Origin of the sequence: Acinetobacter sp. YH01018, from assembly GCF_013420295.1 — a bacterium.
Taxonomy (GTDB): domain Bacteria; phylum Pseudomonadota; class Gammaproteobacteria; order Pseudomonadales; family Moraxellaceae; genus Acinetobacter.
The window spans coordinates 41202-68074 of record NZ_VOYL01000013.1 but is presented as its reverse complement, the minus strand read 5'-3'; the positions used below and the strand labels follow the sequence as shown (position 1 = coordinate 68074).

The window sequence follows — 26873 nt, the reverse complement described above, 5'->3', positions numbered from 1 at the left end:
GCAAAATTTCCTGGCAGCCCTGCATTTAACTGCCTAGCGCAATCTGATAATAAATAATAACAAACCCGCCGTGCAGTTAGCATACAGTAAGTAAAGGAATGGTTGACTGTGATCATAAAAATAGCATATCAAGCCGGAGGGAAACTAGATGGCTAAGTATAGTAATATCAATAGTTTTAATACTTTAGAAACATTAACCGTCGGTTCAGAACACTATCAGATTTTCAACCTGTCTAAATTGCAAGTGCAGTTGGGCGACCTGTCCCGGCTCCCCAAATCTTTAAAAGTCTTGCTAGAAAATTTACTACGTTTTGAAGATCAGCTCACGGTGAAAACCGAGCATATTCATGCATTGGCAGGGTGGCTAAACAACCGAACCTCAGAACAGGAAATCCAGTATCGTCCGGCACGGGTGCTGATGCAGGATTTTACCGGTGTTCCCGCAGTGGTTGATCTTGCCGCGATGCGTGCCGCAGTGGCCAAAGCCGGTGGTGACCCGGAAAAAATTAATCCGCTGTCACCGGTGGATTTAGTCATCGATCATTCGGTTATGGTCGATTACTTTGCCAGCCCGCAAGCTTTTGAGCAGAATGTCGCAATTGAGATGCAACGCAATGGCGAGCGCTACCAGTTTCTACGTTGGGGGCAGGCTGCGCTCAATCAGTTTCGCGTGGTGCCGCCAGGAACCGGGATTTGCCATCAGGTCAATCTGGAATATCTAGCACAAGTGGTCTGGAGTAATGAGGTCGATGGTCAGCGCTTTGCCTTTCCTGATGCCTTGGTCGGTACCGATTCACATACTACCATGATCAATGGCTTAGGCGTGTTAGGCTGGGGGGGTAGGCGGTATCGAGGCGGAAGCGGCCATGCTGGGCCAACCGATCTCCATGCTGATTCCGGAAGTGATCGGCTTTAAGCTCATCGGTAAACTTAAAGAAGGTATTACAGCAACTGATCTGGTGCTGACCATTACCCAGATGCTGCGTCAAAAAGGTGTAGTTGGAAAATTTGTCGAATTTTATGGCGATGGTCTGGCCGACTTACCCTTGGCTGACCGTGCCACTATTGCCAATATGGCACCTGAATATGGCGCTACCTGTGGCTTTTTCCCGGTTGATGAGGTGACGCTTTCCTATTTACGTTTAACTGGACGTCAGCCGGAAAGAATTGCCTTGGTAGAGGCCTATAGCAAGTTGCAAGGATTATGGCGCAATCCGGGGGATGAACCCGTCTTTACCGACACTCTGGCTTTAGATATGTCGACGGTAGAAGCCAGTCTGGCGGGTCCGAAACGCCCGCAGGATCGTGTACTCTTGTCACAAGTGCCAAAAACCTTTCATGCCTTCATGGATTTGACCTTAAAACCGGTCAAGGAAGAAAAAGAGCGTCTGGAAAATGAAGGAGGGGGAGGTACAGCGGTTGAAGCGAAACAGGCCAACCTGCCCCATGAAAATGCTTTTTGTGTAATTGATGGTACAAAATATCCGTTGCAGCATGGTGATGTAGTGATTTCAGCGATTACCTCCTGTACCAATACCTCGAATCCCAGTGTCATGTTGGCAGCAGGGCTATTGGCCAAAAAGGCAATCGAAAAAGGTTTACAGCGGAAACCCTGGGTGAAAAGTTCACTGGCTCCAGGTTCCAAAGTGGTCAGCGATTATCTGCATGCAGCAGGGTTGACGCCTTATTTGAATCAGCTGGGTTATAACCTGGTGGGTTATGGTTGTACCACCTGTATTGGTAATTCGGGACCTTTACCTGAAGTAATTGAAGAAGCTGTGCAATGTTTTGATTTGAATGTAGCTTCAGTGCTCTCCGGAAACCGTAACTTTGAAGGACGGGTGCATCCTCTGGTGAAAACCAACTGGCTCGCCTCGCCACCCTTGGTAGTTGCCTATGGTCTGGTCGGGAATATTCGAACTGATCTCACGACTGAACCGATAGGTGAGGGCTTTGATGGCCAGGCGGTTTATTTAAAAGATATCTGGCCGACACAGACGGAAATCGATGCCGCACTGCAAAATGTGAATACCGAGATGTTCCATAAAGAATATGCGGAAGTTTTTGAAGGCGATGCCAAGTGGAAAGCGATCCAGATTCCCCAAAGTCAAACCTATGCTTGGGATGAACAATCCACCTATATCCGGCATCCTCCCTTTTTTGCAGAAATTGATCAGCCGCTACAACCAATTCAGCAGATCAGCCAGGCACGGATTTTGGCGGTATTAGGTGATTCAGTCACGACGGACCATATTTCCCCGGCGGGCAATATCAAACAAGATAGTCCGGCCGGACGATATTTGCAGCAACAGGGTGTTGATGTAAAAGACTTTAACTCTTACGGATCCCGTCGTGGTAACCATGAAGTGATGATGCGAGGTACCTTTGCCAATATCCGCATTAAAAACGAAATACTGGGTGGCGAGGAGGGTGGCAATACCCTGCATATTCCAAGTGCAGAAAAACTCTCGATTTATGATGCGGCAATGCGCTATCAGGCAGAACAAACCCCACTCGTGATTATTGCCGGGAAAGAATATGGTACCGGTTCTTCACGTGACTGGGCGGCTAAGGGCACCAACCTGTTGGGGGTGAAAGCGGTGATTGCTGAAAGTTTTGAGCGGATTCACCGTTCCAATCTGGTCGGCATGGGGGTGTTACCTTTACAGTTTGTGGAAAGTCAGAACCGGCAGATATTGAACCTGACCGGACATGAAACCCTATCAATTTCAGGCTTGTCGGATGATATTCATCCGCATCAAATGCTGGATGTAGAGGTGCAACATAGCGATGGTACGTGTAGTCATTTTCAAGTGTTGTGTCGTATTGATACCTTGAATGAGGTGGAATACTTTAAGGCCGGTGGGATCTTGCACTATGTCTTGCGCAATTTGCTCACTTCCTAAATTGAATGATGAAAACCCGATACCTACCACAATGCCGGTCAGTTAAGAATTGAAAAACTAAAATTATGCTCAATAAGACATAAATTTAGATCAATTTAAATTCAAATATAAGGAAATTTAGATTTATTTTTAATCCAAATTTCCTTAACTGACTGGCATTAATCTTTTGATGGGCCTTTTCATAATCTAATGGATAGCGCTGACCATTGGAACTATGCCTATATTATTAGGCGTAGATATCAAATGTGAATATAGATCTAATAGAATTTTTTATTGAATCGAATAACAAAGGAAGAAGAATTCTTAAAAACTATAATAAAATCAACATAAAAAAAGCCCCCATCTTTCGATGAGGGCTTTTTGAATCTGGAGCGGGAAAGGAGACTCGAACTCCCGACCCCAACCTTGGCAAGGTTATGCTCTACCAACTGAGCTATTCCCGCGGAGTCTATAAAGTTTTTTAAGTGAAAAAACTAAATGAAAAAATTTTGAGCGGGAAAGGAGACTCGAACTCCCGACCCCAACCTTGGCAAGGTTATGCTCTACCAACTGAGCTATTCCCGCATGCCGTGTATAATACATTATGCAAAAATAGGGTCAATAACTTTGTGAAAAAACTTATGTCGATTGCATAAAATAAAACCATTTTGCTTAAATTTGTTGCTTTTATAAACAAAATTGAGATTTAAAAAGAAATTTTTATCTTGAAATGCAGGAATGATAGGGTAGACAGACACGAAGATTGAGTCGGAACACGCTATACTGAAGCCAGAGATTGAGCTATTTCGGAGTATCTTGATGAATTTAGAACAACAGTTGATTCAACGCCTGCAAGAGTTATCACCAGTTCATTTAGAAGTGGTGAACGAATCATCCGGTCATGGCGGCTATTTCCCGGGTAAAGAGTCGCATTTTAAAGTGATTGTGGTGAGTGACATTTTCCAAGGCTTGCGTTTGGTGCAACGTCATCAAAAAATTTATGCAGCAGCAGGGGACTTGCTTGCACCAAGCCGTATTCATGCCCTGGCGATTCATGCTTTTGTGCCATCAGAATGGCAAGGACAAGATACCTCAAGTCCTGAATGTGCACATGCGCCAAAAGCTGAATCATAAGGAAGATTAAACAATGGATATGCAGCTGACGGTAAAAATTGTGCATATGATTGCGGTGACTTTATTGATTGGGGCAATCCTTGCACGTGCTTTTACTTTATTTGTTGGAGTCAACGGCAATCAGCCCAATTCGGTGGCACGAAAATTTTTGGTCGCCTGGCAGCATCTTGCCATGACCATTATTGTTTTGACCGGGCTAACTTCATTAGTGATCAAGAATTTTGAAGTACAACCATGGTTTTATGCCAAAATCATCCTGTTTCTGGTGCTGTTTTCTTCCTTGATCAAAGCCTATAAAAAAGATGACCGTATTTTACTGATCCAGCGTCGCGCAGGTTTAATGATTGCAGTGGCTGCACTGATCGCCATTATCGGATTAGTCATCATCAAGCCGAATTTTGGCTAATTGTTAGACATGATTGTTCTAGATGTAAGATGTGTAGGATAAACTGCAATTCATAGATAACTATAAATGATAGGGGGCTTCCAATGCTGGTACGTGTGGTTTTTAATCAAAAAGGTGGGGTCGGTAAGTCCAGTATTGCCGTCAATCTGGCTGCAATTAGCGCACATCAGGGGTTGAAAACCTTGCTGATTGATCTCGACCCTCAAGCCAATTCTAGTCAATATCTATTGGGGGATGATGCGACCTATACGGTGGATAAACCGGCGCTGGAACCCAATATTGAAAATTATTTTCAGGAAGTGTTGGGGGCAACCCAAAGTAAAGGACTTTTAGGCAATGCCATTGGTTCCATTTTAAAGAACCGTGATAAAGGTCTGGAGCGTTACGTGCACCAATCACCTTTTAAAAATCTGGATGTGATTCCTGCAAGTCCTACTTTGGGTGCACTGGCACATGCCTTGGAGTCGAAACACAAGATTTATAAATTGCGTGATGCCTTGCAGCAACTTCAAGGACAGTATGACCGGGTGTATATCGATACACCGCCGGCTTTTAACTTCTTTACCTTATCGGCGCTGATTGCAGCCAGTCGCGTGCTGATTCCTTTTGATTGCGACGTATTTTCCAAACGCGCTTTGCAGACCCTGATTGAAAATGTCATTGAAACTCAAGATGACCATAATGAACGTCTGGAAATTGAAGGAATTGTGGTGAATCAATTTCAGGCACAGGCCAAATTACCGCGTGAAGTGGTACAACAATTAAAAGATGAAAGTCTGCCTGTATTAGACAGCATGCTGCCACCGTCGATTTTAATGAAGGAATCGCATCTTAAAAATCAGCCTTTGATTCATTTGGCGACTGATCATAAATTGACGCAAGCCTATCAATCGTTGTTCAATGAAATTGAGCATATATAAGTATTGAGATTTCTCATGAAAACGATTTATCTAAGCCTTCTTTTGGGAAGTACGGTTTTATTGGCGGCATGTGCAACGACGGTGAAACCGAGTTATGTTTCTCCGACCCAGTATCAAGCACTCAATTGCCAGCAGTTGCAAAGTGAATATAACCGTATTCAGCAATATATCGACAATGGTGTGCAAGCACCAAAACGCACTGGCGTCGGTGTGGGTGTCGGTGTGGGCGGCGGTTGGGGCAGTCATGGCGGTTGGGGAATTGGCCCGAGTGTTTCGGTAAATATGGGACAATCTTCAAATAGCAAAAACACTGAACTGGCACGCCTATTGGGTGAACAGGAAGCTGTGGTTCAGGCGGCAAAATTCAAAAACTGCCCAATTATTGTTCGTAATAAAGTTCAATAATTCATCAATTTATCCCGCTGTTGAGGTGCTGTACCTGACAGCAGGGTGATAAAATATTAGCAAAATGTTTCAATGTAAATATTATTAATATCAATTGGTTGTTGTTTTTTGATGGAATCTTTAAACGCATCAGGTGATGTTTTTTTATCGAGAAATACTTGTCATTTTTTATCGGTTTCATATATGGTGTGCCCCATCAGGATGGTGATATCAGGTATGTATGATCGAGAGTTGGCTTTTTGTATTGGCAGTGATTGCGGTATTGATGATTCCGGGTCCAACCAATGCATTACTTGCAAGCTCGGCTTATCAACAAGGCATTGCTAAAACCAGTCTGTTTATTCCGGCAAAAATGCTTGGCTATTTTTATGCCATTAATTTGTGGGCATTACTTATTCATTTGTGTGATCCAGTATGGCCGAACTTTATTCATATCCTGCATTTTTGTAGCGCCATTTATGTGAGTTGGATGGCTTTTCATTTGTGGAAAGCGTCAGATTTGGAAAAGCATAATCAACGTCATCCTTCGATCCGACCTCGACAACTGTTTTTTTCTACCTTCAAAAATCCTAAAGCCTTATTATTTGCTGCCGGTGTTTTACCGCTTGAAACCTGGAACAATCCCACCAATTTTATTTTGGTATTTGCAATGTTCAGTCTGGTCCTGTTACCTACGGTGGTGTTCTGGATGTTTTTTGGGCGGGCCATTCTGGCGGGTCAGTCCAGACAAATAAAAGCCGATCTGTTATATAAAGGATCGGCCATGTTGCTGATTATGTGTATGTTACCCGTTGTGATTCGCTTCTTTTAATGCGCCTTTTTGAGTTTCTGGCGAATAAAACCAATAATGCCCGGCAAGACACTAATAATAATGATGCCAAAAATCAGATGGGTAAAATTGTCTTTAACAATCGGCATATTGCCAAACAAGTAGCCTAAAATTACAAAAGAACCAACCCAGCAAATGGCACCAATGACATTAAAGCTCAGGAAATATTTATAATTCATGTGACCTGCACCGGCGACAAAAGGGGCAAAAGTACGGGCGAAAGGAATAAAACGGGCAAAAATAATGGTTTTTCCACCATGTTTTTCAAAGAATTTTTGCGTATAGGTTAAATGCTTTTTATTAATGAAACGTGATTCAATTTCAAAGACACGCGGCCCAATAAATTTACCAATATGATAATTCAGCGTGTCGCCCAATACTGCGGCAGTAAACAGCAAGATGACCAGAATATAAGGATTCATTGCGCCTGTGGATGCTGCTAAGGCTCCTGCTGCAAACAGCAGGCTGTCACCCGGCAGAAACGGCATCACCACCAAACCGGTTTCTACAAAAATAATCAAGAAAAGAATGGCATAAATCCACACGCCGTAATCGGTGATAAATTCAAGCAGATGGGCATCAACGTGTAAGATAAAATCAAGCAGTTCCATGGCGCTACAGACAGCAAAAATGTGCTGAAATCCTAGCAGTCTGGGGCATGAAAGTCAGTACCAAAAAGAAAATTAATTGCATTTTCATCCTTCCCTTTTTTCACAATGATTTATCTTACAAATTATTTATTGACCCCGATAAAAACAGGCTTAGGATGAAGAGGTCATTAAAACAAAAATCAAAAGGTGACCTCATGTTTAATCCGAATATTTTTATAAAAAATCTGCTGCAAGGTCTGCAAACCGATGCCTTTATCGCTTTGGTTGCACGTGTATTGATAGCCTATATTTTTCTGATGTCTGGCTGGATGAAAATCAATGCTTATACTGCAACGACCGGGTATATGGAATCTAAAGGTGTCCCGGGCAGTCTGCTGCCTTTGAGTATCCTGGTCGTCGCTGGCGGTGGTCTGGCCTTGTTCTTTGGTTTCCAGGCCCGCCTGGCTGCCTTGGGCTTAGCCATTTTTACCTTTATTTGCGGCTTTATTTTCCACGGCATCGGGACTCCGGATGATGCCATTCACCTGATGAAAAATATTGCCATGACTGGTGGACTATTGTTCTTGATGTTGCATGGTGCAGGTAAATTCAGTGTAGATGACATGCTAGAGAGATCATCACCAGAATTGAGGAAAATAGAAGGTTGATTCTAGCTTTTACAGGCCTTTTTGTAATTACATAAAACCTGTGCACAGTACATAAAAGCTGCGTACAAATTGCCAGGATTTTGCTTCAATAAAGTTTGATGAAGCTACCAAAGTGGAGTCAGCCATGAAGCAAATGTTATGGGTAATTTTTATCTCTGGTGTAATGTTTTCTACAGCATCCTGGGCGGGTAAAAGTGATCAGATGATCGTGAATGAAGCTGCCCAAAATGCGGTAACGGTTGTAGAAGCAAAACAACTGGCAGATGAAACTGCAGTGACCTTGTCTGGAGTCATTGTCAAACGAATACGGGGCGATCATTTTGAGCTCAAAGATGGTTCCGGTTCAATTGACATTGATGTAGATGATGATTTTTGGAAACCGATGGGCTTAAAGGCCGGTGATCAGGTGAAAGTGATGGGTGAAGTGGATGCCCAAAGTGATCAATCCACCAACATCGATGTCGTTAAAATAGAAAAACTGGTAAATCCAAAGGATAAATGGCTTTGGTATAATCAGAACTAAGCTGCAAGATTTGACTTAATCACCAAAGTCCTAGAGAGCATACGACAAGGTCTAGACAGATGAAGCAGGTTGATATCCATCATGATGAAATTGAAGGATATCTAAATCGTGAAAATAGAAAAATGGCAATATAAATAAGGCATCCGGACGGGTGCCTTATTGTGCCAGAAATATAATGTAATCAACGAATTGAAAGCCTTGTGCGAATAGTGTGCTTAATGCGCCGAAAAATGATAGAATGCAGCGCTTATTTCGTTTGCCTTGCATAGTTGTTTGTCATGACTACCAATACTCAAATCACTGAAGACCGCATCCTGATTCTGGATTTCGGTTCTCAATACAGTCAGCTTATTGCACGTCGTGTACGTGAAGCTGGTGTATATTCTGAAATGTATGCCTATGACATGTCTGAAGAAGACATTCGCGCATTTAAACCAAACGGTATCATCTTGTCGGGTGGTCCGGAAAGTGTTCATGAAGAAGGTAGTCCACGTGCGCCTGAAGTTGTATTCAACCTGGGCGTACCTGTATTGGGTATTTGCTACGGCTTGCAAACCATGTCCGAACAGCTTGGCGGTAAAGTAGAGCCAGGTACCGTGCATGAATTTGGTTATGCTGCGGTAGACGTTTTAGTGCGTGACCAGCTTCTGGGTGATTTAGACGATGGTGAAAACAAACTCAATGTTTGGATGAGCCATGGCGATAAAGTCAGTGCAATTCCTGAAGGTTTCCAGGTGACTGCCAGTACACCAAGCTGTCCATTTGCAGCGGTAAGCGATGAAAAACGTCGTTTCTACGGTGTCCAGTTCCACCCGGAAGTGACCCATACTGCAAAAGGTGCCGAGTTATTGTCTAACTTTGTCCACAGCATTTGTGGTTGCCGTAATCTTTGGAACTCGGAAAACATTATCGACCTGCGTGTTGAACAGTTACGTGAACAGATTGGCGATCAAAAAGTATTGCTTGGTCTTTCAGGTGGCGTAGATTCATCTGTAGTTGCTGCGCTTCTTCATAAAGCCATTGGCGATCAATTGACTTGCGTATTCGTAGATAATGGCTTGCTTCGTTTGAACGAAGGCGAGCAAGTGATGGATATGTTTGCGAAAAACATGGGTATCCGTGTAATTCGTGCCGATGCTGAAAACCGTTTCTTGTCCGCTCTCGCAGGTGAAGTTGACCCTGAGAAAAAACGTAAAATCATTGGTCGTGAATTCATTGAAGTGTTTGCTGAAGAAGCACGTAAACTTGATGGCGTAAATTTCCTTGCACAAGGTACGATTTACCCGGACGTGATTGAATCTGCTGCAACTAAAAACGGTAAGGCACACGTAATTAAATCACACCACAATGTGGGCGGTTTACCAGAAGATTTAGCCTTTGAACTGGTTGAGCCAATCCGTGACCTGTTTAAAGATGAAGTACGCCGTTTAGGTACCACTTTAGGTTTGCCACACGAAATGCTTTATCGTCATCCATTCCCGGGTCCAGGTTTGGGCGTGCGTATTTTGGGTGAAGTGAAAAAAGAATATGCCGACATTCTTCGTCTGGCTGATGACATCTTCATGCAAGAACTTCGTGCCAGCGGTTGGTATGACAAAACTGCTCAAGCCTTCGCTGTATTCCAACCAGTTAAATCTGTTGGTGTAGTGGGCGATGGCCGTCGTTATGCATGGGTGATTGCACTTCGTGCCGTTGAAACTGTGGACTTTATGACTGCACGTTTTGCTCATCTTCCATATGAATTGGTTGATAAAATTTCGACTCGTATCATGAACGAAATTAAAGATGTTTCACGTGTAGTTTATGACGTGTCATCTAAGCCGCCAGCGACAATTGAATGGGAGTAACTTTCAGCATAGCTGAAAGTCTTGCGAGGTGACAAAGCAGTGCTTTGTTATTTCACCTCTCAGGGTTTCAGGAAGCACTGCTTCCTGCCTAAATTACGCCATGAGCAAAATTAAAAGCATTGCTTTGAATTTTGTGCAAGATGCGCGCGGCAGTTTAGGAATCTAGAATTATTCAAATAAAAAAAGAGCGCTTAGGCGCTCTTTTTTTATATTTTAAAAAATTAATCTTTGAAGAATAGGAATAAATATTTTGAGCCACTAAATTCGGCTTGAGTATGCAAGTCGAGCGGAGTTTTCATATTTATAAAATAGACCAAGACCGTTTCGATGAGGATAATTTCTAATTATTCATGGGTATAAATCGCTACCTGATTGCGTCCATTTTTCTTGGCTTGGTAGAGTGCAATATCGGCATTTTTAATCAGCAGGTTTAAATCACTTTGATTTGGCTGCAGTTGAGATACCCCAATCGACACACTGAAATTAAAAAAGCACTTATCTTTAACACAAATTTGATGGCTTTCAATTTTTCGGCATAAGCGGTTGGCAATATTCATCGCATCTTCCAGTGTGGTATCGGGTAGCAAAGCAATAAATTCTTCCCCCCCAAAACGGGCCAGTACATCGCTATGACGCATTTCCCGGCGAGTAATATCAGCCAGTACCCGCAGCACTTCATCTCCCACATCATGGCCATAGGTATCATTAATATTCTTAAAAAAGTCGATATCAAACATCAATAGACAGGTTAAATTATATTTGGGCCATTGCTGTATGCTCTGTTCGGCCAGTTGTAAAAATTGTCGGCGGTTATATAGCTGGGTCAGTTCATCCGTATGCGCCATTTCAGTTAAGGTGTAATAGTTCCAGTCATTGAGTAACACCCGCAAAAAATTACGTTTTGAATTTAATGTGTTATTCCAGCTGATATACATGCTGAGCAATAAAACCGGCGCGTAAATGAGTGAAAATAAAATCAGTTCCTGGACGCTGACCAACCTGAATACGCCATTAAAAATCACCGCACTAATCAGCAGGGAACTAAAAATGGAATTACGAAAAGATACCTGTATGCATAAATTGCCCAATAAAATAAAAATGATGCTGGCGTAGAGATACGTATTCACAACGGGACTATGTGATAAATACAGCAGTTCAAGCCATATTGCTGCTGCAGCTGCAACAGAGGCTGGCAGCAGGCTATCCAGAATTTTAATATTCTTGCAGTAGCGGAAAGCCAGCCAGTTGACCGACAGTGCCAAGATGACAAGACTGAGCCGTGCAATACCAGACAGCATGCCAATGTCCGGTAATAAAACCCAATCGACAAAGAAATAGCTTAAAAAAGTCAGCTGACCAATAAAATTGACGCATTTTAAAAACTGTCGTTGGTGCTTATTTTGATAATCCAGATAGTATTGTTGAAATTGTTCCGGAATACGGGTGCTAGGATGTTCTAGTTGGTGTTCTATCTGTTTTTGATTGGCGAGCGTACACAGCTGCTTGGGTAAAATGGCAGTTCCGATATTTGAATATTTATCTTCATTGTTCCCGATATGATTATATTCTTGATTTTCAGAGTAATGAAAATTTTCCTGCTGTCCTTGGGACATGATTATCCTCTTCTATAGCAGATTGGTCAGGGAGAAATAGTATGCTGAGGAAAAATATCTGTATACAGAAGACTGGGTAAGTCATCGCTATAATTGTGACAAAAAATTTTTTTCCTATAAAATTCATATGAATAGGGTAAAAATAGTCAATCATTTATCGCGTTTAGGCCTTGTTTTATGAAGAAAATTTCAAAAATAATATTGGCCTGTCCATGGTATTCAGCGTATTAACTTTAACTATAGGCTGAATGATGAAGAGTCTATATGATTGATAACAATAGGTAGGACTTACAAGAACAGTCGTGTTCATGAAATTCAGGATAGTCATATGACCAATAGCAGCTATACAGAGCTTTCCAATTCGGACGATTGTGAAAAATACGTAAACCGCTTTATTCAGGAATTTCCTTTGCGTAGTGCGGAAATTGGACAGGGCACCGTGATTAAGCGCGCCTTGCCCAGTCGCCATAAGCGTTTAATTGGAGCCTGGTGCTTTCTGGATCATGCTGGTCCCGTGACTTTTCCTCAAGGTGATGGTCTGGATGTCGGACCACATCCGCATATTGGCTTGCAGACTTTTACCTGGATGATTGAAGGTACCATGATGCATACCGACAGCTTGGGTAGCAAACAGCTGATTCGTCCCAAACAGGTCAATTTAATGACCGCAGGATATGGCATTTCCCATACTGAAGTGGCACCGGAAACCGAAACCCATATGCACGCTGCGCAGCTCTGGATTGCCTTGCCGGATGACAAGATTAATATGGCGCCGCGTTTTGATCATTATCCGGAATTGCCTATGGTGGAAAAAGATCAGGTTGAATTTACCGTACTGGTAGGGGAGTTCTTGCAAACCCGGTCCCCGGTTGCAGTGCATAGCGAATTGCTGGGTGTGGATTTAACTGCACAGGAATCCACCACTACCAGAATTCCATTGAATCCGGAATTTGAATATGGCTTTATGGCGCTGGAGGGGGCTGCTGAAGTCAACGGTCATGAGCTGACAGACGACAACATGGTCGTGCTGGAACCAGGTATGACTGAAATTGAAATCCGGTTACATAAAGGCAGTCGAGTACTGCTATTGGGTGGCGAACCTTTCGAGTCACCAATATTACTGTGGTGGAACTTTGTCGGGCGGACTCAGGAAGAGCTGTGCCAAGCCCGTGACCACTGGATGAATCAGGATGACCGTTTTGGCACCATTCCTGACTATCCGGGACCTCGCCTGGAAGCACCTGCATTCCCCAATAAAATGCGATCCTCAAAATAACAATAAAATTCAGGATGTTTGAATATGGTCATTATTGCAAATGCAGAAGTACAGAGCCTGGATGAACCTTGGTCAGGCGAGGTGAAAAGTGGCAAACACCAGTTTATGACGGATAAACCTGAATCCTTGGGTGGGCAGGATCGGGGTCCTGCTCCTTATGATTTTATTTGTTCCGGTCTGGTTTCCTGTACCATGATGACCTTGCGCATGTATGCCAGTCACAAAGGTATGGAGCTCGGTCAATTTTCCGTAGAAGCCGATTTTAATAGCAATAAAGAAGGTAAAGAGTGGATTGAACGTCGTTTGTCTTTTGCCCAGCCATTATCGGATGAACTGAAACAAAAAATTTTAGACATTAGCAGTAAAACACCGGTCACCAAGACGCTGTTACGCAGTCTGGACATTAACACGGTTCTGCTTTAAATCCATGATCCGATAGCCATGACATTGTGTGCAAAGCAGAATGTCATTTTTCCAGCCGATCGGTCATGATCAAAATATAAAAATAGAGGTCAAAAAATAATGATTACACTGCACCATTTAGATCAATCGCGTTCTTTTCGAATTTTATGGGCTCTAGAAGAGCTGGCTCAAGATTATCAGGTCAAGTTTTATAAACGTTTACCAACATTTGCTGCACCGCCTGAATTAAAACTGGTTCATCCTTTGGCTAAAGCACCGATCTTGACTGATGAGGACCAGACGATTGTTGAATCGGCAGTGATTTTGCAGCATTTGCAAGAAAGTTATGATACAGCGCAGAAATTTAAACCGAAGGCTAAAAAAGATCAGCAACAATACCGTTACTGGATGCACTATGCCGAAGGCTCCTTAATGCCGTTATTGCTGATGCAACTGGTGATGAACAATGTACCGAAACGTGTACCCTGGCTGATTAAGCCAGTGGCACATAAAATTACTTCCGGCGTGAAGGCGGGATTTATTCATCCGCGTTTAAAAGATCATATTGCTTATCTGGAAGATTACTTGTCCAAGCATGAATATTTTGCTGGAACATTTTCTTTTGCCGATATTCAGATGTGGTTTCCACTCGATGCCATTCAATCCAGAACATCTGGTTCATATCCCAATATAACCAAATATCTGAAACGTCTTGAGGAACGGCCTGCTTTTCAGCGAGCCAGGTTTAAGGAACAAAGCCTAACTTAAAACAGGCAGGTCTAGCAGAGTTTGTACAAGCGTTCTTTAGGGAAAATGACTTTAAAAGTCGAGCCTTCATTCTCTTTGGATTCAATTTCCAGATGTGCGCCGTGTTGCATCAGCACATGTTTGACAATGGCCAGACCTAAGCCAGTGCCACCGGTTTGACGGCTACGCGCACTATCCACACGATAGAAACGTTCGGTTAAACGTGGCAAATGTTTGGGATCAATCCCGATGCCGGTATCTTGAACGGTAAAGATACCGTGTTCACCGTCATCATGCCAGCCCATGGTAATGGTTCCACCTTTAGGGGTGTATTTAATGGCATTGGTAATCAGGTTGCTAAAGGCACTGGCCAGCTCGGTCTCGGAACCGATCAGGTCGCAATGGCTGTCAATGTTGAGATTGAGCGCATGGTGATAGTCGACATTATAGGCTTGTGCGTCATCAAACAGCTGGTTCATCAGACTTGGCATTTCAATAATCTGGTTTTTCGCGATTTTTTTGTCATTTTCTAAACGCGACAATAGCAATAGATCATTCACCAAGGCATTCATTCGCTTGGTTTGCGCCTGCATCTGGTCGAAGGCACGTTTCCAGCGCGGGTTTAAATCTTCCTGATCGGTAAAGGTTTCAATATAACCGCTGAGTACGGTAAGCGGGGTACGTAATTCATGGGAAATATTGTCGACAAAGTCTGTGCGCATCTGTTCCAGATTATGCATGCGGGTCACGTCATAAGCCACCAGTAAGCGGCTTTCCCCACCAAAGCGGGTCATTTTGACTTGTACATAATGGTCTTCAAAGGCCGAAGATTTCATTTTCAGGCCATCGGGTGCTTCGTCAATATGGTTAAAATATTCAATAAAACTGGGCTGGCGCAGAATGGTTAAAATATTGCGACCGCGATCTAGCGGTTGAATACCCAGGAGTTTTTCTGCGGCCGGATTCCACCATTCAATCTGGTGCAGATCATCAATTAGTACCACCGCTTCAGCCAGCGCCACCAGTGAAGATTGCGCCCGATCAATCAGGCCGACCATTTCTGCCTGAACAATACGCTCCTGACGCTGCGAACGATAGACATTAAACAGCAAGGCTCCCCAGATGCCATTTAAACTGGGTGGCACATCATAAGGACGGTTGGAAATCCATTCATTGACCAGATACAGTGAACGCAATTGCAAGGCAAAAAACACCGTAAGGGCGATGAGAATAAAAATCCAGAAATACCCAATCCCTAAACCGATTAAACCTGCGATCAGCAATAAAAAGGCCAGCAGACGTAAATCTTGCTTGGCAAAAGTCCATAAACTGCTGTAACGAAACTGTTTATGTTCTCGCGCAAGTTCCGGGACGGGGTAGGGTTCATACATAAAATATAGTTGACCTAAATGACGACTAACCTAAAGCGACATCTGCACGGGTAGAAAAACGGTAACCTGTACCACGAACCGTTTGTACATAACGGTCTGCACCAAACGGTTCCAGCACTTTACGCAAACGACGGATATGTACGTCAATGGTACGATCTTCAATATATACGTTACCACCCCAGACCTGATCCAGCAATTGAGCACGGGTATAGGCACGTTCCGGATGCGTCATAAAAAAGGCCAATAAACGGTATTCTGTGGGTCCCATTTCTAAAATATTATGACCATGACTGACCCGCTGGCTGACAGGGTCGAGTACCAGACCATTAGCATCAATAGTTTTTTCACCGTTTAGGGCATTGGCACGGCGTAACACGGCCTTAATGCGGGAAACCAGTTCACGGGTGGAAAACGGTTTGGTCATATAGTCATCTGCACCGGCATCCAGACCTTGTACTTTATGGTCTTCTTCAGCGCGGGCAGTGAGCATGATCACGGGAATTTCTGATAGGGTTTCATCGCGTTTCAGACGGCGGCACAGATCTACACCGCTGACACCACCCGGTAACATCCAGTCGAGTAGAATAAGCACAGGGCGTTGATCCACAATCATTTGATGGGCCTGTTTGGCATCTTCAGCCTGTAGGCATTGGAAGCCCGCCATATCCAGCGAGGTATGGATCATTTCCCGGATCGGGAGCTCATCATCGACGATTAATATATAGTCATCTTTCACAGCGCAATACCCTATTTCACGTAAACGGTGGACCGTTTTATATTTATGACAGGCTTATTACAAAGATTAATTATGACAGTATCATTGCAGAATAGGTAGTTCGACTGAATTTAGCAAAAAAATTGTCACAATTTAAAATAAGATACAATCAAGAATTTAAAATAAATCAGTTAGATAAATATATTAAATTCAAGGTGTTGAGTATTTTTTGATAGTTTGGTGGCCAGGGCTGTGCCGGAATCATATTTTTTCTTTTTTCGAAAAAGTCTCAAGCAGTGATAAAAAAACGATACTGCAAGAAGACAGTACATCCTCTATGGAGAGCTTGAAACCACTGACCACCCAGCGGATGGCGATTTGCGTGACATAGCCATTTAAACCGGTCGAAATCATCGAAATTTCACGTTCAGAGCGGTTAATGTTCGGCATCATCAGCATCACAAAGGCATGAATCATACGGTCAAAACGTGACATGGTTTCATGGATGGTGGCCTGGTTATGCAGCTCCTGAACCAGCATGGCATCAATATAAATAATCCGTGCCATACCCGGATTGTCTTTCAAGGTGGTGAGCAGGGCGGTTAAACCGGCTTCGATCATTTTCCGCGGATCGGTCGAGGCCTGCATAATCGCCTGCGTGACATTGTGCTGTAACTGATCAATCAGCTTTAAAAAGATGGTCTGAAACAGTTCATCACTTTTCTTAAAGGATTCATAGAAATAGCGTTCAGTCAGTTTGGCTTCCGTACAAATATCTTTGACTGTGACTGCAAAAAAACCATGTGTACCATAGGCTTCAATTCCGGCTTCAATCAGTTTTTCTCGACGTGCCTGTTTACGTTCGCTTAAAGACATCCCTTTAAATTGACGTTCTTTGGTTTTTGCCGGTTTATTTTGATTTTCTTCGAAATTTTTGTGCTGTTCAGTCATAGATGTGGTGTGCCGAATGAAATCGAGGTTTTGCCTTATATTAACAATAATTTATCTTTAGACCTATGTTTAAAACAAAGCAGCAGCTTTTCCAGTACAGGGAGGAATAGACCATATATTATATTGACAATTGTTATTGTCAAAATTATATTGGATGGATGAACTGCAATCTTCCAGACAGAAAAACAATCGAAATGTTTAGATGGATGAGGCAGCAAGCTGAATAAGGATAGCTCATGAAAAATTTTAAAAATAAAGTCGCAGCCATTACTGGTGCAGGGTCGGGTATTGGGCAGCAATTGGCCGTACTTTTGGCCAAGCAAGGCTGCCATTTGTCTTTAAGTGATGTCAATGAACAGGGTTTGGTGAAAACAGTTGAACTGGTCAAAGACAGTCATGTCCGTGTGACGATAAAAAAAGTCAATGTGGCCAAACTGGAAGAAGTGCGCGCGTGGGCTGCTGAAACTGTTCAGGATCATGGTTCCGTCAACATGATTTTTAACAATGCCGGTGTGGCATTGGGCTCAACCGTGGAAGGGGCGAGTTACGAAGAACTGGAATGGATTGTGAATATTAATTTCTGGGGCGTGGTGTATGGCACCAAAGAGTTCTTGCCTTTAATCAAACAATCGGGTGAAGGGCATATCATCAATATTTCCAGCCTGTTTGGCCTAACCGCACAGCCGACCCAGTCTGCCTATAACGCGACCAAGTTTGCTGTGCGTGGTTTTACCGAATCCTTGCGGCAGGAACTGGATATTGAAAACTGCGGTGTTAGCGCGCTGTGTGTACATCCTGGCGGTATTCGGACCAATATTGCCAATGCAGCAAAAATGAATGACAGTATCCGGTCTTTAGGCATGCATCCGGAAAAATCAGCCAGGTCTTTTAATAAATTATTACGTTGTCCGCCTGAAGAAGCAGCCCGCCAAATTTTGGAAGCAGTGCAAAAAGACAAGCGCCGTCTGCTGATTGGCAACGACGCCAAAACCCTGGATTTAATCCAGCGTATTTTGCCGACCGGTTATCAGCGTGTCACAGCATTTGCCACCAAGTTAAGCAATAAAAACAAAAAATCGGCTTAAAAATACGGCTTTTAAAAAACCCGCAAATTGCGGGTTTTTTTATGTGCTGAAATGCAGCTTTTCAAATCCTCTCCAAAGTATGCTTTTTTAAGTTTTAACCCGTCAATTAAAGTGATAGGAGAGACTCAGAAATAATTTGATATCTAAAAATAAGAAATAAAAATAAAAAAACCAGCTGAATTTAAATAAGCAAGTGTTGGAATATCAACACACATATCGCGTTAAAACCAACATTTCTGGTTGGGATAATTGTAATAAATTTAATTAAAACAATAACTTAAAATGTTGGCATGCTTGTTGTAATAACAGGGAGGTGTAATGATAAGAAATTAGGTAAATCTCATGACAATTTTAAAAGATTTAAAGGCAAAACAATCGCGTGCTGCTCAAGTACGTTCTCAACTTGATTATCCGGTGATTGATACGGATATCCATACCAATGCCTATAGTCCGGCTCTGGAGGATTATATTGCGCAGTATGGGGGTTCACGTGTGGTCGATGTATTTCGTAGCCATTTAAAAAGTAATGGTTTAAACGCATTAGCGGCAGAGTGGTACAACGCCAGCCCGGAAGAACGTAAAAACCGTCGTCTATTCCGTCCGCCATTTTGGGCACTCCCTTCAGAAAATACTTATGACTTGGCAACGGTTGCCTTACCGGGCTTATTGTATGAGCGTCTGGAAGAACTCGGTACGGACTATGCTGTGCTCTATCCGAATCTGTCTTTATTTCCAATTAATTCATCCAATGATGACCTGCGTCTGTCCTTAACCCGTGCAATTAACCATTTCCATGCCGACATCTATAAGCCTTATGCCGACCGTCTGACGCCAGTGGCTGCGATTCCGCTGAATACGCCGCAAGAAGGGATTGAGGAACTCGAGTTTGCACAAAAGTTGGGATTAAAAGCTGCCCTGATTCCGGGTGCAGTACGTCGTCCAATTCAGGCTGTTGCAGAGAAATATCCTGAAGATACAGACCTGCGTCGTTATGCTTACTGGTTAGATTTCTTCGGTATTGACAGTGAATATGACTACGACCCGTTCTGGCAAAAGAGTGTGGATTTGGGGATTAACCTGTCGACGCACTCGGGCAGTCAAAGCTGGGTGGCACGTAATTCACCAAGCAATTATATGTTTAACCACATTAACCATTTTGCCGATGCCTCTGAAGCATTGGCCAAAGCCTTGTTTTTTGGCGGTGTCACTGAACGTATTCCACAGCTTCGTATTGCACTTTTGGAAGCAGGGGCTGCCTGGGGACAAAATGTGTTAACTCATCTGGTTGACCGTTTTGAAAAACGCGGTAATGAACATGTGCAACAGTACAACCCTGAGCGGCTAAACCGTGAATTGGCGCTAGAGCTCTATCGTCAATATGGACATACCTTGTACCAGGGTCGTGAACTGAATGAAGCTGAGATTATCGAGAGTTTATTTGGCGTGGCTTCAACTTCACGTTTCCAGACGCAAAATCCAGCTGAAATAAATGATTTTGCCTTGGCCAAAATACAAAACAAACAAGACATTTGGGATCGCTGGGTACCGAACTTCTATTTTGGCAATGAAGCAGACGATCGCACGATTGTCGGTGCATTGAATCCTAAAGGTAATCCATTTGGTCAGAAAATTAATGCGCTCTATTCATCAGATTCAGGCCATTGGGATGTGCCTGAATTAACTGAGCCGTTGGCAGAAACTTGGGATCTGGTTCAAGAAGGCGCGATTACGGCAGAAGACTTCAAGGCCCTGGTATTCACCAATCCATACCAATTCTATACCGAGAATAATCCTGATTTCTTCAAGGGAACGCAAGTTGAACACAAACTGAAAAACAATCAGGCCGCTTAAACCTAACTATTTGGAAAATTGAAACAACCTCATGCCTTTGGCATGGGGTAGGGGAAATTTTGTATTTAAAACAATAGATGAAGTGAATGTAACAATGAGAAAGACGAGTTTAACTGTTGCGATTGGATTTATTCTGACGACGACATCGAGTTTTAGTTTTGCCCAGGATGCCACTCTCAACAAGCAATTGGAGGGACTCAAAAAGCAGATTGAAGTTTTACAACAGCGTTTAAATGCAGTGGAAGTGCAAAGTTCGACATCCACAAAAAAAGCAGTTGTTCCAGCCACTGTGAATGCGGATAACAGCGAAGAACTGACCGCTCAAGACAGCGAAACTGGCGAAGAAGTCGTAACGGCTGAAGCGACCCCTGCAACATCCGACGATATTGAAGGTTTACGTGCCGATATCGAAAACTATAAATATGACCAGTCTCGTCAGTATGAACGTCAAACCGTGAAGTCGACCCGCGATACGACTTTATTCGGTACGGTGCAACTGCGTGCCAATGTGCAGGACAATAACACTGCGCCCAATACGCCTAAATCGAGCTTTGATGTGGGTACGGCATTGCTGGGCGTGCGCGGTAACTTGTTTAAAGATTATAACGAAGGCAAAAACCTCGATTACCAAGCCTCATTCGGCTATTCAAAACGTAATGATGGCAGCAACAACAGTAACTTTAACTTGCTGGATGCTTATCTGCGCTATCACGTATTTTCCACCAATGGCGGTGCAGAAGTTCCCAAGCTGAACCTGACTTTGGGTCAACAACTCTTGCCATTCGGCTTGGATGTGCAATCTCCGGAAGATTTACGCCCCACTATCAGCACTGCAACCGCACCCACGTATCTAGGTTTATTTACCCGTCAAAATGGCTTGATTGTGCGTGGCGATGTCAAGCCATTTGTGGACTATGGTGCGAACTATCGTGCCCCACTATTTGAATACGCGCTTGGGGTGACCAACGGTAATGGCAGTAATAAAACCGATGACAACAATAGCAAAGATTATATTGGTCGCGTGGCATTTACCTTACCTGTGGATTATGCCAGCTGGCTTCGCGAGCTGAAATTCGGTGCGTCCTATATTAAAGGCGAAGCAAAATTATCCGGCTCAGGCATTAGCGACAACAAAGCCAAACGTGATCGCCTTGGTTTTGACGTGTATTACAACCATGCACCCTTTGGCGTGACCTATGAATATCTGCAGGGCAAGACAAATTATATCGATACGACTGTACCAGCCATAAAAGAAGCCAAAGCAGAAGGCCATACCGTCACTGCATTTTATACCTTGGGTGACCAGTTCTATAACAGCATTAAATCCAATGCCAAGTTTGATGATTTCTGGCCGAAATCAGTTCAGGGTTACTACCGTTACGACAGCTATAACCCGAATAAAAATCAGAAAGATTATCTCGATAGTGCAAGTGGCCGTATAGGTGAATATGACATTCATTCACTGGGTCTCAACCTGTTTTTTGCCCAGACCACCAAATTCCAGTTACAGCTCAATCACTACATTTATGACATTGAGACTGCCACCCAAAAAGACACTAACGAATTGCAGGCGCAATTCCAGTACACCTTTTAATTTTGATTGTTAAGGAACAGATTTAATGAAACTTTTTTCTAAAAAAATTGCGGCAACATTTCTAGCCCTCTCCGCATTCGGTTTAAGTTTACACATCCATGCCGCCAACCCGAAAGAAATCCGCATTTCTATGTCGGGTGCCGGTGAAGGCGGTAAGCCAAAAACAGGCGGGAGCTTTGTTGCTTCAGCGCATTTACGTGGTGTGTTGGAACAGGAATTTAAGAAAGATGGCATTGCAGTGAAATGGTTATTCTTTCCGGGTGCAGGACCTGCCACCAATGAAGCCTTAGCCAACGGTAAAGTCGATTTTGCTTTACATGGCGACTTGCCGTCATTGGTGGGTCGTTCAACGGGCCTTAAAACCAAGGTGCTATTTTCAACTGGCCGCTTTGGCCCAACCTATGTAGTAGTGCCTGCGAGTTCAAATGCCAAGTCATTTGCAGACTTAAAGGGCAAGAAGTTTTCAATCTTTAAAGGGACAAATCAACAGATCGTTTTTAACCGTGTCCTGGCTAAATATGGCTTTACTGAACGTGACTTACGTGTCATTTCACAAGACGCTTACTCTGCGCGTACCGCACTGGCCACCGGGGATATTGATGCTGCGATTACTTCACCCTTTAGTCTGGTTTCACGTGGGGTCGCCAAGAAGCTTATTGAAATTAAAGATCCAAAAGTTGCCCCACTGGCGCATTTCTGGGTAACTGAAAGTTTTGAAAAACAATATCCAGAAGTGACGCAGCGAGTCGTTACCACGCTGATCAAACAGGCAAAGTGGAGCTCGGAAGAAGCCAACCGTGTCACCCAGTATAAGCTGTGGTCACAAAGCGGTATACCACTGGTCGATTACCAAAAAACTTGGGATGGCTGGAACTTGAAAGACCGTACTTCGCCATTACTGGACGAGTTTCATCGTGCACAAATTGACAGCGCATTAAAAATTGCCAAAGACGCAAAACTCATCCGCCGCGATGTCGATACCAAAACCTGGTATGAGCCGAAGTACTTAAACAATGCCTTGAAAGAACTGAATTTACAGAACTATTGGCGTGCATTTAATGCCAATGGTCAGCCGAAATAATTCAGGAATGTGGTTATGAATCCGATTGAAAGCAATGTTGTCCTTAGCCCCCTGAGCGCAAAATTCATGGGCAGTTTTGTACTTTTGACCATTATTGCCGGTTTAGGCGTCGGTGTTGCCCGTATTTTGATTTCATTGTACGCCGTGCAGCTCGAAGCAACAGAGCTTCAGTTGGGACTGATTGCAGCAGCGCAAAGTGCAGGCATTCTGCTGATGGCGCTGCCGATTGGGGTCATGGTGCAGCGTCTCGGTTCACTGAAAGTTTTTAGTCTGGGTAGTGTGATGGGTGCAGCTTTGTATGCGCTCACCCCACTGCAGGAAAGTGCCTGGTATTTACTGGCATTGACAGCCTTGGTGAGCTTTGTCTTGCCGATGCGCTTTGTCTCGATTAATACCGTTTTCCTGAGCAATTTAAAGCGTCTTGGGCCAGCCAAAGCAGGCTGGTTCAGGGGTTCACACATGATGGGATTTTTCCTGATCGCCCCGGCTTTAACCGTCTTGCTGATTCAGCACTTTGGTTATAGCAGCAGTTTTTACTGTGTGGCCTTAATGTTTCTGGCCACGCTATTTTTTGCCCCGTTTTGCTTTCAGCAAGTACATCAGGCTGCAGCCAATGCACCGCATTTTCAATGGCGAGATGTAGTTGCCCCACTGGCATTACTGAAAGCCCATGCTGCCTTGCGTATGGTCTGCGCTTTAGAGTTTTTAAGCAGTCTGGCCAATAACTTTTTTGGTTTTTTCATTGTCGTCATCGCCATTCAAAGCTTCTCCATGGCTGAATCGGCGGCAGTCATGTTGTTGACGACCCAAGGCCTGGTTTTTGTCGGTTCCTTATTTACCCTGGGCGGTTGGGCCGAACTGATTGGCTATCCGAAATTTTACTGGATCGGACTGAGCTTAATGGGCAGTGCCTTACTGATTTTAGCCATCACGCCGATTACATTCTGGATGTGGCCGGCATCGCTGATGCTGGGTCTTGGTTTGGGCATGCTGCACATTGCCAACCTTATGGCATTTGCCAGGGTGGGCGAACAAACCGCAATGGCAAAAATTTCACCGATTGTAGCGCTGGTTGGCCCAGCCGGTGGCTTGTTTGGCGGCTTTTTAGGGGCTGCATTGGGTGCCAGTGTAGGCTTACAAAACCTGTTTTTCCCGATTGGTCTGGCCTTTATCGGACTGATTTTATTGATCTCTCGTGATCAGGCATTTATCTCTTTTTTAAAGCCTGATGATTCACAACAACCAGCAGAAGGACAAGAATCATGAGCCTTACGAATGTAAGCACACATTCGGTACAGTGGCAAAGTTACCGTAGTGCATTTGAATTTTTTAAGAAATACCTGAAAGTAACCTTGCAATTGGCTTGTGGTCTGCTGCTACCGGTGTTGTTTTTGGCGGTGTGGCATGTGGCAACCGTGCAGCAGTGGTTGCCAGAGCAAATTTTGCCAGCGCCACAATTGGTGTGGACGACCACTGTTGAACTTTGGCAGTCTGGCGATTTGCAATTCCACTTTGCCACCAGTGCCAAACGTATTTTCTGGAGCGTGGCTTTAGGGGTGAGCGTAGGCTTAAGTTTGGGGATCTGGTTTGCATTATCACAGCGTGCGCAGCGTTTTGTCTTGCCAACGATTCAGCTCCTGACCCAGTTTCCAATTATTGGCTGGATTCCACTGCTGATGATTTTCTTGGGTATTGATGAAGCCTTGAAGATTGTCGCGATCTCATTAGCCGTGGTTTCACCGGTGCTGATCGCAACCTTTAAAGGCATTCAGCAAGTACCAAACCGTTTAATTGAAGTGGCACTGGTTTACCAGTTTTCTAAATTCCAGACTTTTTCCAAGGTGATTTTACCGGCAAGCCTCCCTGCGATTATTAGCGGTTTACGCCAAGGCGTGATGCAGGCGTGGCTGGCTCTAGTGTTTGTGGAATTACTGGCAAGCAGTGAAGGCATTGGCTTCCTCATGGTCTGGGGACGTCAATTGATGCAGATGGATATTATTTTCATGGGCATTATTTTAATTGGCATCACGGGTTTTGTTCTGGACAGTGGTTTGGCTGCTTTTGAACGTCTTGCTCGTTTTTATGCAACACGGGTAGGGGGTTAATCATGTCAGAACTCAGTCTTGAAAAATCAGCCATCCGTGTAAATTCAGCTGTGGAAAAAAGTATTAAAGTGCTGCAAGCCTTGATTTTACCCCTCGCCTTTATTGCACTCTGGACCGTGGCTTCAGCCTTACAGTGGCTGGATGCCAAACTGATTCCATCACCCTTGACGGTATTCAACGGAGCAATCCAGAGCTTTAGCCAAGCCGAATTTTGGCAGGGTTTTGTGGCGAGCTTAAGTCGTAATTTTGTCGGCTATGCAATTGGCGCAAGTCTGGGCGTGACCTTTGGTGTGGCTTTAGGGACTACACGCTGGATCAACTGGTTATTTGCACCCGGTTTTAACGTATTACGTCAGGTGTCACTGTTTGCATGGTTGCCGTTGATCTCGACCTTTTTAGGTTATGGCAACGGTGCAAAAATCCTGTTTATCAGCCTTTCGGTATTCTATCCCGTGGCACTGCATAGTCTTGAAGGCGTGAGCAGCATTAGCGCCAAATACAGCGAAGTCGCAAGAGTCTATCAATTTCCCAAACACTACACCTATCGCAAACTCATTCTACCGGCAGCCAGTCCACAGATTTTTGTCGGTCTGCAACTGGGTTTGATTTTTGCCTGGCTGGCAACCGTGGGTTCAGAATTTTTACTGGCAAATTATGGCGTTGGGCTGGGTAATCTGGTCATCCGTGGCCGTGAGCAATTTAATGTGTCGCTGATTATTTTAGGCATGCTGAGCATTGGTATTGTCGGGGTGATCTTAAACAGCATTCTTGCGCGGATAGAACGAAAAGTACTGCGCTGGCAGCAGCGTAGCTAGGAGAAATAACAATGAAAATACTCCCAAAATTTTGGCAAAAAGCGGTCTTGGCTGCCGTGATCGGTGCAAGTGTCGTTGTAGGCTGTAGCACAGAACAGTTGGTAAAAAATCCTGCCGCAGCAGTGACGAATTTGCGTTACCAAAGTTATCCCGGTCTGGTGTCCTTGCCTGAACTTGCACAAGACTTGGGTTACCTGGGCAAAATTAAACTGGATTATGTCGGCACGGTACAGGGTGGTCCACAAGACCTACTCACGCTGGTTGCAGGCGATGTCGACTTTGCCTCGGCCTTTAATGGGGCGGTGGTCAAAGTGATTGCTGCAGGTCTGGATGTTGTACCGGTTGTTGCCTCTTATGGCAGTGATGCGGAAATGAATGTGGGTTTCTATGTACTGGAAAATAGCCCGATTCGTAGCGCACGCGATTTTATTGGCAAAAAAGTCGCGGTAAATGCCTTTGGCGCACATTATGAATTTATCGTGAAAGATTATTTACTGCGTCATGGTTTAACCGAAAAAGAAATTCGTGAGGTGGAGCTGATTGTCTTGCCGCCAATCAGTGCCGAGCAAGCCTTACGCAATGGGCAAATTGATATTGCCGTGTTCTCGGGCATTTTGGAAAAACGCGCATTAAAGAGCGGCGGTGTACGTCCGGTGTTTAAAGATATTGAGTTATACGGACCATTTACTGCCGGCAGTTATTCAATGCGCCGTGACTTTATTGAGCAAAACCCGGAGCTGGCCAAAACCTTTGTCAATGGTGTGGCACGTGCACAAGAGTGGCTACACAACACACCAAAAGAACAAATTATTGCGCGTATGGAAAGCATTATTGATAAACGTCAGCGCAACGAAACCAAAGTCCTGATCCCGTTTTATACCGGAACCGGTGTACATGCAGTGGGTGGGGTGCAAAAAGATCAAGACTTCGCGCCTTGGGTCAAGGCTTTGGTACAAGAGCAGAAATTAAAGCCGCATCAGCTCAATGTCAGCACGTTGTACAGCAATGAATTTAATCCTTATGCAGCACAAAAAAATTAA

Annotated in this window: 24 protein-coding genes, 2 tRNA genes and 2 pseudogenes; 21 read left to right on the top strand and 7 right to left on the bottom strand. The window is 44.0% G+C overall.

Annotation, left to right across the window (positions count from 1 at the left end; translation table 11 throughout):
• The first annotated feature begins 148 nt into the window (after positions 1–148).
• Positions 149–2906, top strand: a pseudogene (gene acnA, locus FTT83_RS06740) (aconitate hydratase AcnA).
• A gap of 367 nt (positions 2907–3273) precedes the next feature.
• On the opposite strand, the gene FTT83_RS06735 reads toward acnA, so the two are convergent.
• Positions 3274–3349: transfer RNA gene (locus FTT83_RS06735), tRNA-Gly, on the bottom strand.
• Between the two features lie 48 nt (positions 3350–3397).
• Positions 3398–3470 (bottom strand) — tRNA-Gly (locus FTT83_RS06730).
• 234 nt (positions 3471–3704) lie between these two features.
• On the opposite strand from FTT83_RS06730, the gene FTT83_RS06725 reads away from it, so the two are divergent.
• From FTT83_RS06725 to FTT83_RS06705, 5 genes are all read left to right on the top strand, one after another.
• Entirely contained in the window at positions 3705–4019 is a 315-nt protein-coding gene (locus FTT83_RS06725) for a BolA family transcriptional regulator (RefSeq protein ID WP_166169801.1), read from the top strand.
• A gap of 13 nt (positions 4020–4032) precedes the next feature.
• Positions 4033–4425, top strand: a complete 393-nt coding sequence (locus FTT83_RS06720; protein ID WP_180176462.1) for a SirB2 family protein — start codon at positions 4033–4035, stop codon at positions 4423–4425.
• Positions 4426–4508: 83 nt separating this feature from the next.
• The gene (locus FTT83_RS06715; protein ID WP_180176461.1) at positions 4509–5345 is read left to right on the top strand and encodes a ParA family protein; all 837 of its coding nucleotides are present in this window, start codon (positions 4509–4511) and stop codon (positions 5343–5345) included.
• Positions 5346–5360: 15 nt separating this feature from the next.
• Positions 5361–5750, top strand: a complete 390-nt coding sequence (locus tag FTT83_RS06710; RefSeq protein ID WP_180176460.1) for a hypothetical protein — start codon at positions 5361–5363, stop codon at positions 5748–5750.
• Positions 5751–5970: 220 nt separating this feature from the next.
• Complete coding sequence (locus FTT83_RS06705; protein WP_166169809.1) at positions 5971–6561, top strand: LysE family translocator; 591 nt, start codon at positions 5971–5973, stop codon at positions 6559–6561.
• Here the strand turns inward: FTT83_RS06705 and FTT83_RS06700 are convergent.
• Entirely contained in the window at positions 6558–7190 is a 633-nt protein-coding gene (locus FTT83_RS06700) for a DedA family protein (protein WP_180176459.1), read from the bottom strand. The genes FTT83_RS06705 and FTT83_RS06700 overlap by 4 nt on opposite strands.
• Before the next feature lie 194 nt (positions 7191–7384).
• Here FTT83_RS06700 and FTT83_RS06695 point away from each other — a divergent pair, with 194 nt between their 5' ends.
• The 4 genes and pseudogenes from FTT83_RS06695 to FTT83_RS16305 form a co-directional block, all read left to right on the top strand.
• Positions 7385–7837: a DoxX family protein gene (locus tag FTT83_RS06695; protein WP_180176458.1), complete on the top strand. Its 453-nt coding sequence runs from the start codon at positions 7385–7387 to the stop codon at positions 7835–7837.
• A gap of 124 nt (positions 7838–7961) precedes the next feature.
• Complete coding sequence (locus FTT83_RS06690) at positions 7962–8360, top strand: NirD/YgiW/YdeI family stress tolerance protein (RefSeq protein WP_180176457.1); 399 nt, start codon at positions 7962–7964, stop codon at positions 8358–8360.
• A 278-nt stretch (positions 8361–8638) separates the two neighbouring features.
• The gene (guaA, locus tag FTT83_RS06685; RefSeq protein ID WP_166169817.1) at positions 8639–10207 is read left to right on the top strand and encodes a glutamine-hydrolyzing GMP synthase; all 1569 of its coding nucleotides are present in this window, start codon (positions 8639–8641) and stop codon (positions 10205–10207) included.
• 260 nt (positions 10208–10467) lie between these two features.
• Positions 10468–10551 (top strand): annotated as a pseudogene (locus FTT83_RS16305) (restriction endonuclease); the annotation flags it as partial.
• Here FTT83_RS16305 and FTT83_RS06680 read toward each other — a convergent pair.
• Entirely contained in the window at positions 10552–11820 is a 1269-nt protein-coding gene (locus FTT83_RS06680; RefSeq protein WP_180176456.1) for a GGDEF domain-containing protein, read from the bottom strand. It abuts the pseudogene before it with no gap.
• Between the two features lie 328 nt (positions 11821–12148).
• On the opposite strand from FTT83_RS06680, the gene FTT83_RS06675 reads away from it, so the two are divergent.
• The 3 genes from FTT83_RS06675 to FTT83_RS06665 all read left to right on the top strand — a co-directional run bounded on the left by FTT83_RS06675 (position 12149) and on the right by FTT83_RS06665 (position 14266).
• Positions 12149–13096: a pirin family protein gene (locus FTT83_RS06675; RefSeq protein ID WP_166169821.1), complete on the top strand. Its 948-nt coding sequence runs from the start codon at positions 12149–12151 to the stop codon at positions 13094–13096.
• A 24-nt stretch (positions 13097–13120) separates the two neighbouring features.
• The gene (locus FTT83_RS06670; protein ID WP_166169823.1) at positions 13121–13519 is read left to right on the top strand and encodes an OsmC family protein; all 399 of its coding nucleotides are present in this window, start codon (positions 13121–13123) and stop codon (positions 13517–13519) included.
• Between the two features lie 99 nt (positions 13520–13618).
• Positions 13619–14266 carry a glutathione S-transferase gene (locus FTT83_RS06665; protein WP_166169825.1) on the top strand — a complete coding sequence of 216 codons (648 nt, stop codon included), beginning with the start codon at positions 13619–13621 and terminating at the stop codon, positions 14264–14266.
• Between the two features lie 11 nt (positions 14267–14277).
• On the opposite strand, the gene phoR is transcribed toward FTT83_RS06665, so the two are convergent.
• From phoR to FTT83_RS06650, 3 genes are all read right to left on the bottom strand, one after another.
• Positions 14278–15636: a phosphate regulon sensor histidine kinase PhoR gene (gene phoR, locus FTT83_RS06660; RefSeq protein WP_086196671.1), complete on the bottom strand. Its 1359-nt coding sequence runs from the start codon at positions 15634–15636 to the stop codon at positions 14278–14280.
• 25 nt (positions 15637–15661) lie between these two features.
• Positions 15662–16372 carry a phosphate regulon transcriptional regulator PhoB gene (gene phoB, locus FTT83_RS06655; protein ID WP_180080961.1) on the bottom strand — a complete coding sequence of 237 codons (711 nt, stop codon included), beginning with the start codon at positions 16370–16372 and terminating at the stop codon, positions 15662–15664.
• Positions 16373–16612: 240 nt separating this feature from the next.
• Complete coding sequence (locus tag FTT83_RS06650; RefSeq protein ID WP_180080959.1) at positions 16613–17302, bottom strand: TetR/AcrR family transcriptional regulator; 690 nt, start codon at positions 17300–17302, stop codon at positions 16613–16615.
• A 236-nt stretch (positions 17303–17538) separates the two neighbouring features.
• Here FTT83_RS06650 and FTT83_RS06645 point away from each other — a divergent pair, with 236 nt between their 5' ends.
• From FTT83_RS06645 to FTT83_RS06610, 8 genes are all read left to right on the top strand, one after another.
• Positions 17539–18387, top strand: coding sequence for an SDR family oxidoreductase (locus FTT83_RS06645; RefSeq protein ID WP_180176455.1), 849 nt, complete (start codon positions 17539–17541; stop codon positions 18385–18387).
• Between the two features lie 342 nt (positions 18388–18729).
• The gene (locus FTT83_RS06640) at positions 18730–20238 is read left to right on the top strand and encodes an amidohydrolase family protein (RefSeq protein WP_180080955.1); all 1509 of its coding nucleotides are present in this window, start codon (positions 18730–18732) and stop codon (positions 20236–20238) included.
• A gap of 94 nt (positions 20239–20332) precedes the next feature.
• On the top strand, positions 20333–21832 hold the full coding sequence (locus FTT83_RS06635; RefSeq protein ID WP_180080953.1) for a carbohydrate porin: 1500 nt from the start codon (positions 20333–20335) through the stop codon (positions 21830–21832).
• A 25-nt stretch (positions 21833–21857) separates the two neighbouring features.
• Positions 21858–22913, top strand: coding sequence for an ABC transporter substrate-binding protein (locus FTT83_RS06630; RefSeq protein ID WP_180080951.1), 1056 nt, complete (start codon positions 21858–21860; stop codon positions 22911–22913).
• 15 nt (positions 22914–22928) lie between these two features.
• The gene (locus tag FTT83_RS06625; RefSeq protein ID WP_180174594.1) at positions 22929–24179 is read left to right on the top strand and encodes an MFS transporter; all 1251 of its coding nucleotides are present in this window, start codon (positions 22929–22931) and stop codon (positions 24177–24179) included.
• Positions 24173–25018 carry an ABC transporter permease gene (locus FTT83_RS06620; protein WP_373456112.1) on the top strand — a complete coding sequence of 282 codons (846 nt, stop codon included), beginning with the start codon at positions 24173–24175 and terminating at the stop codon, positions 25016–25018. The genes FTT83_RS06625 and FTT83_RS06620 overlap by 7 nt, the downstream gene beginning before the upstream one ends.
• A 2-nt stretch (positions 25019–25020) precedes the next feature.
• Entirely contained in the window at positions 25021–25833 is an 813-nt protein-coding gene (locus tag FTT83_RS06615) for an ABC transporter permease (protein ID WP_180176454.1), read from the top strand.
• Between the two features lie 11 nt (positions 25834–25844).
• A complete protein-coding gene (locus FTT83_RS06610) occupies positions 25845–26873 on the top strand; it encodes an ABC transporter substrate-binding protein (RefSeq protein WP_180176453.1) in 1029 nt (342 codons plus the stop codon).

Bases quoted from the DNA above. Each gene is read 5' to 3' on its own strand.
- FTT83_RS06610 (WP_180176453.1), top strand. From the start codon at position 25,845: ATGAAAATACTCCCAAAATTTTGGCAAAAAGCGGTCTTGGCTGCCGTG.
- FTT83_RS06710 (WP_180176460.1), top strand. From the start codon at position 5,361: ATGAAAACGATTTATCTAAGCCTTCTTTTGGGAAGTACGGTTTTATTG.
- FTT83_RS06645 (WP_180176455.1), top strand. From the start codon at position 17,539: ATGAAAAATTTTAAAAATAAAGTCGCAGCCATTACTGGTGCAGGGTCG.
- phoR (WP_086196671.1), bottom strand. From the start codon at position 15,636: ATGTATGAACCCTACCCCGTCCCGGAACTTGCGCGAGAACATAAACAG.
- FTT83_RS06615 (WP_180176454.1), top strand. From the start codon at position 25,021: ATGTCAGAACTCAGTCTTGAAAAATCAGCCATCCGTGTAAATTCAGCT.
- FTT83_RS06670 (WP_166169823.1), top strand. From the start codon at position 13,121: ATGGTCATTATTGCAAATGCAGAAGTACAGAGCCTGGATGAACCTTGG.
- FTT83_RS06715 (WP_180176461.1), top strand. From the start codon at position 4,509: ATGCTGGTACGTGTGGTTTTTAATCAAAAAGGTGGGGTCGGTAAGTCC.
- FTT83_RS06665 (WP_166169825.1), top strand. From the start codon at position 13,619: ATGATTACACTGCACCATTTAGATCAATCGCGTTCTTTTCGAATTTTA.
- FTT83_RS06625 (WP_180174594.1), top strand. From the start codon at position 22,929: ATGAATCCGATTGAAAGCAATGTTGTCCTTAGCCCCCTGAGCGCAAAA.
- FTT83_RS06705 (WP_166169809.1), top strand. From the start codon at position 5,971: ATGATCGAGAGTTGGCTTTTTGTATTGGCAGTGATTGCGGTATTGATG.
- FTT83_RS06630 (WP_180080951.1), top strand. From the start codon at position 21,858: ATGAAACTTTTTTCTAAAAAAATTGCGGCAACATTTCTAGCCCTCTCC.
- FTT83_RS06720 (WP_180176462.1), top strand. From the start codon at position 4,033: ATGGATATGCAGCTGACGGTAAAAATTGTGCATATGATTGCGGTGACT.
- FTT83_RS06725 (WP_166169801.1), top strand. From the start codon at position 3,705: ATGAATTTAGAACAACAGTTGATTCAACGCCTGCAAGAGTTATCACCA.
- guaA (WP_166169817.1), top strand. From the start codon at position 8,639: ATGACTACCAATACTCAAATCACTGAAGACCGCATCCTGATTCTGGAT.
- FTT83_RS06680 (WP_180176456.1), bottom strand. From the start codon at position 11,820: ATGTCCCAAGGACAGCAGGAAAATTTTCATTACTCTGAAAATCAAGAA.
- FTT83_RS06695 (WP_180176458.1), top strand. From the start codon at position 7,385: ATGTTTAATCCGAATATTTTTATAAAAAATCTGCTGCAAGGTCTGCAA.
- FTT83_RS06700 (WP_180176459.1), bottom strand. From the start codon at position 7,190: ATGGAACTGCTTGATTTTATCTTACACGTTGATGCCCATCTGCTTGAA.
- FTT83_RS06675 (WP_166169821.1), top strand. From the start codon at position 12,149: ATGACCAATAGCAGCTATACAGAGCTTTCCAATTCGGACGATTGTGAA.
- FTT83_RS06640 (WP_180080955.1), top strand. From the start codon at position 18,730: ATGACAATTTTAAAAGATTTAAAGGCAAAACAATCGCGTGCTGCTCAA.
- FTT83_RS06650 (WP_180080959.1), bottom strand. From the start codon at position 17,302: ATGACTGAACAGCACAAAAATTTCGAAGAAAATCAAAATAAACCGGCA.
- FTT83_RS06635 (WP_180080953.1), top strand. From the start codon at position 20,333: ATGAGAAAGACGAGTTTAACTGTTGCGATTGGATTTATTCTGACGACG.
- FTT83_RS06690 (WP_180176457.1), top strand. From the start codon at position 7,962: ATGAAGCAAATGTTATGGGTAATTTTTATCTCTGGTGTAATGTTTTCT.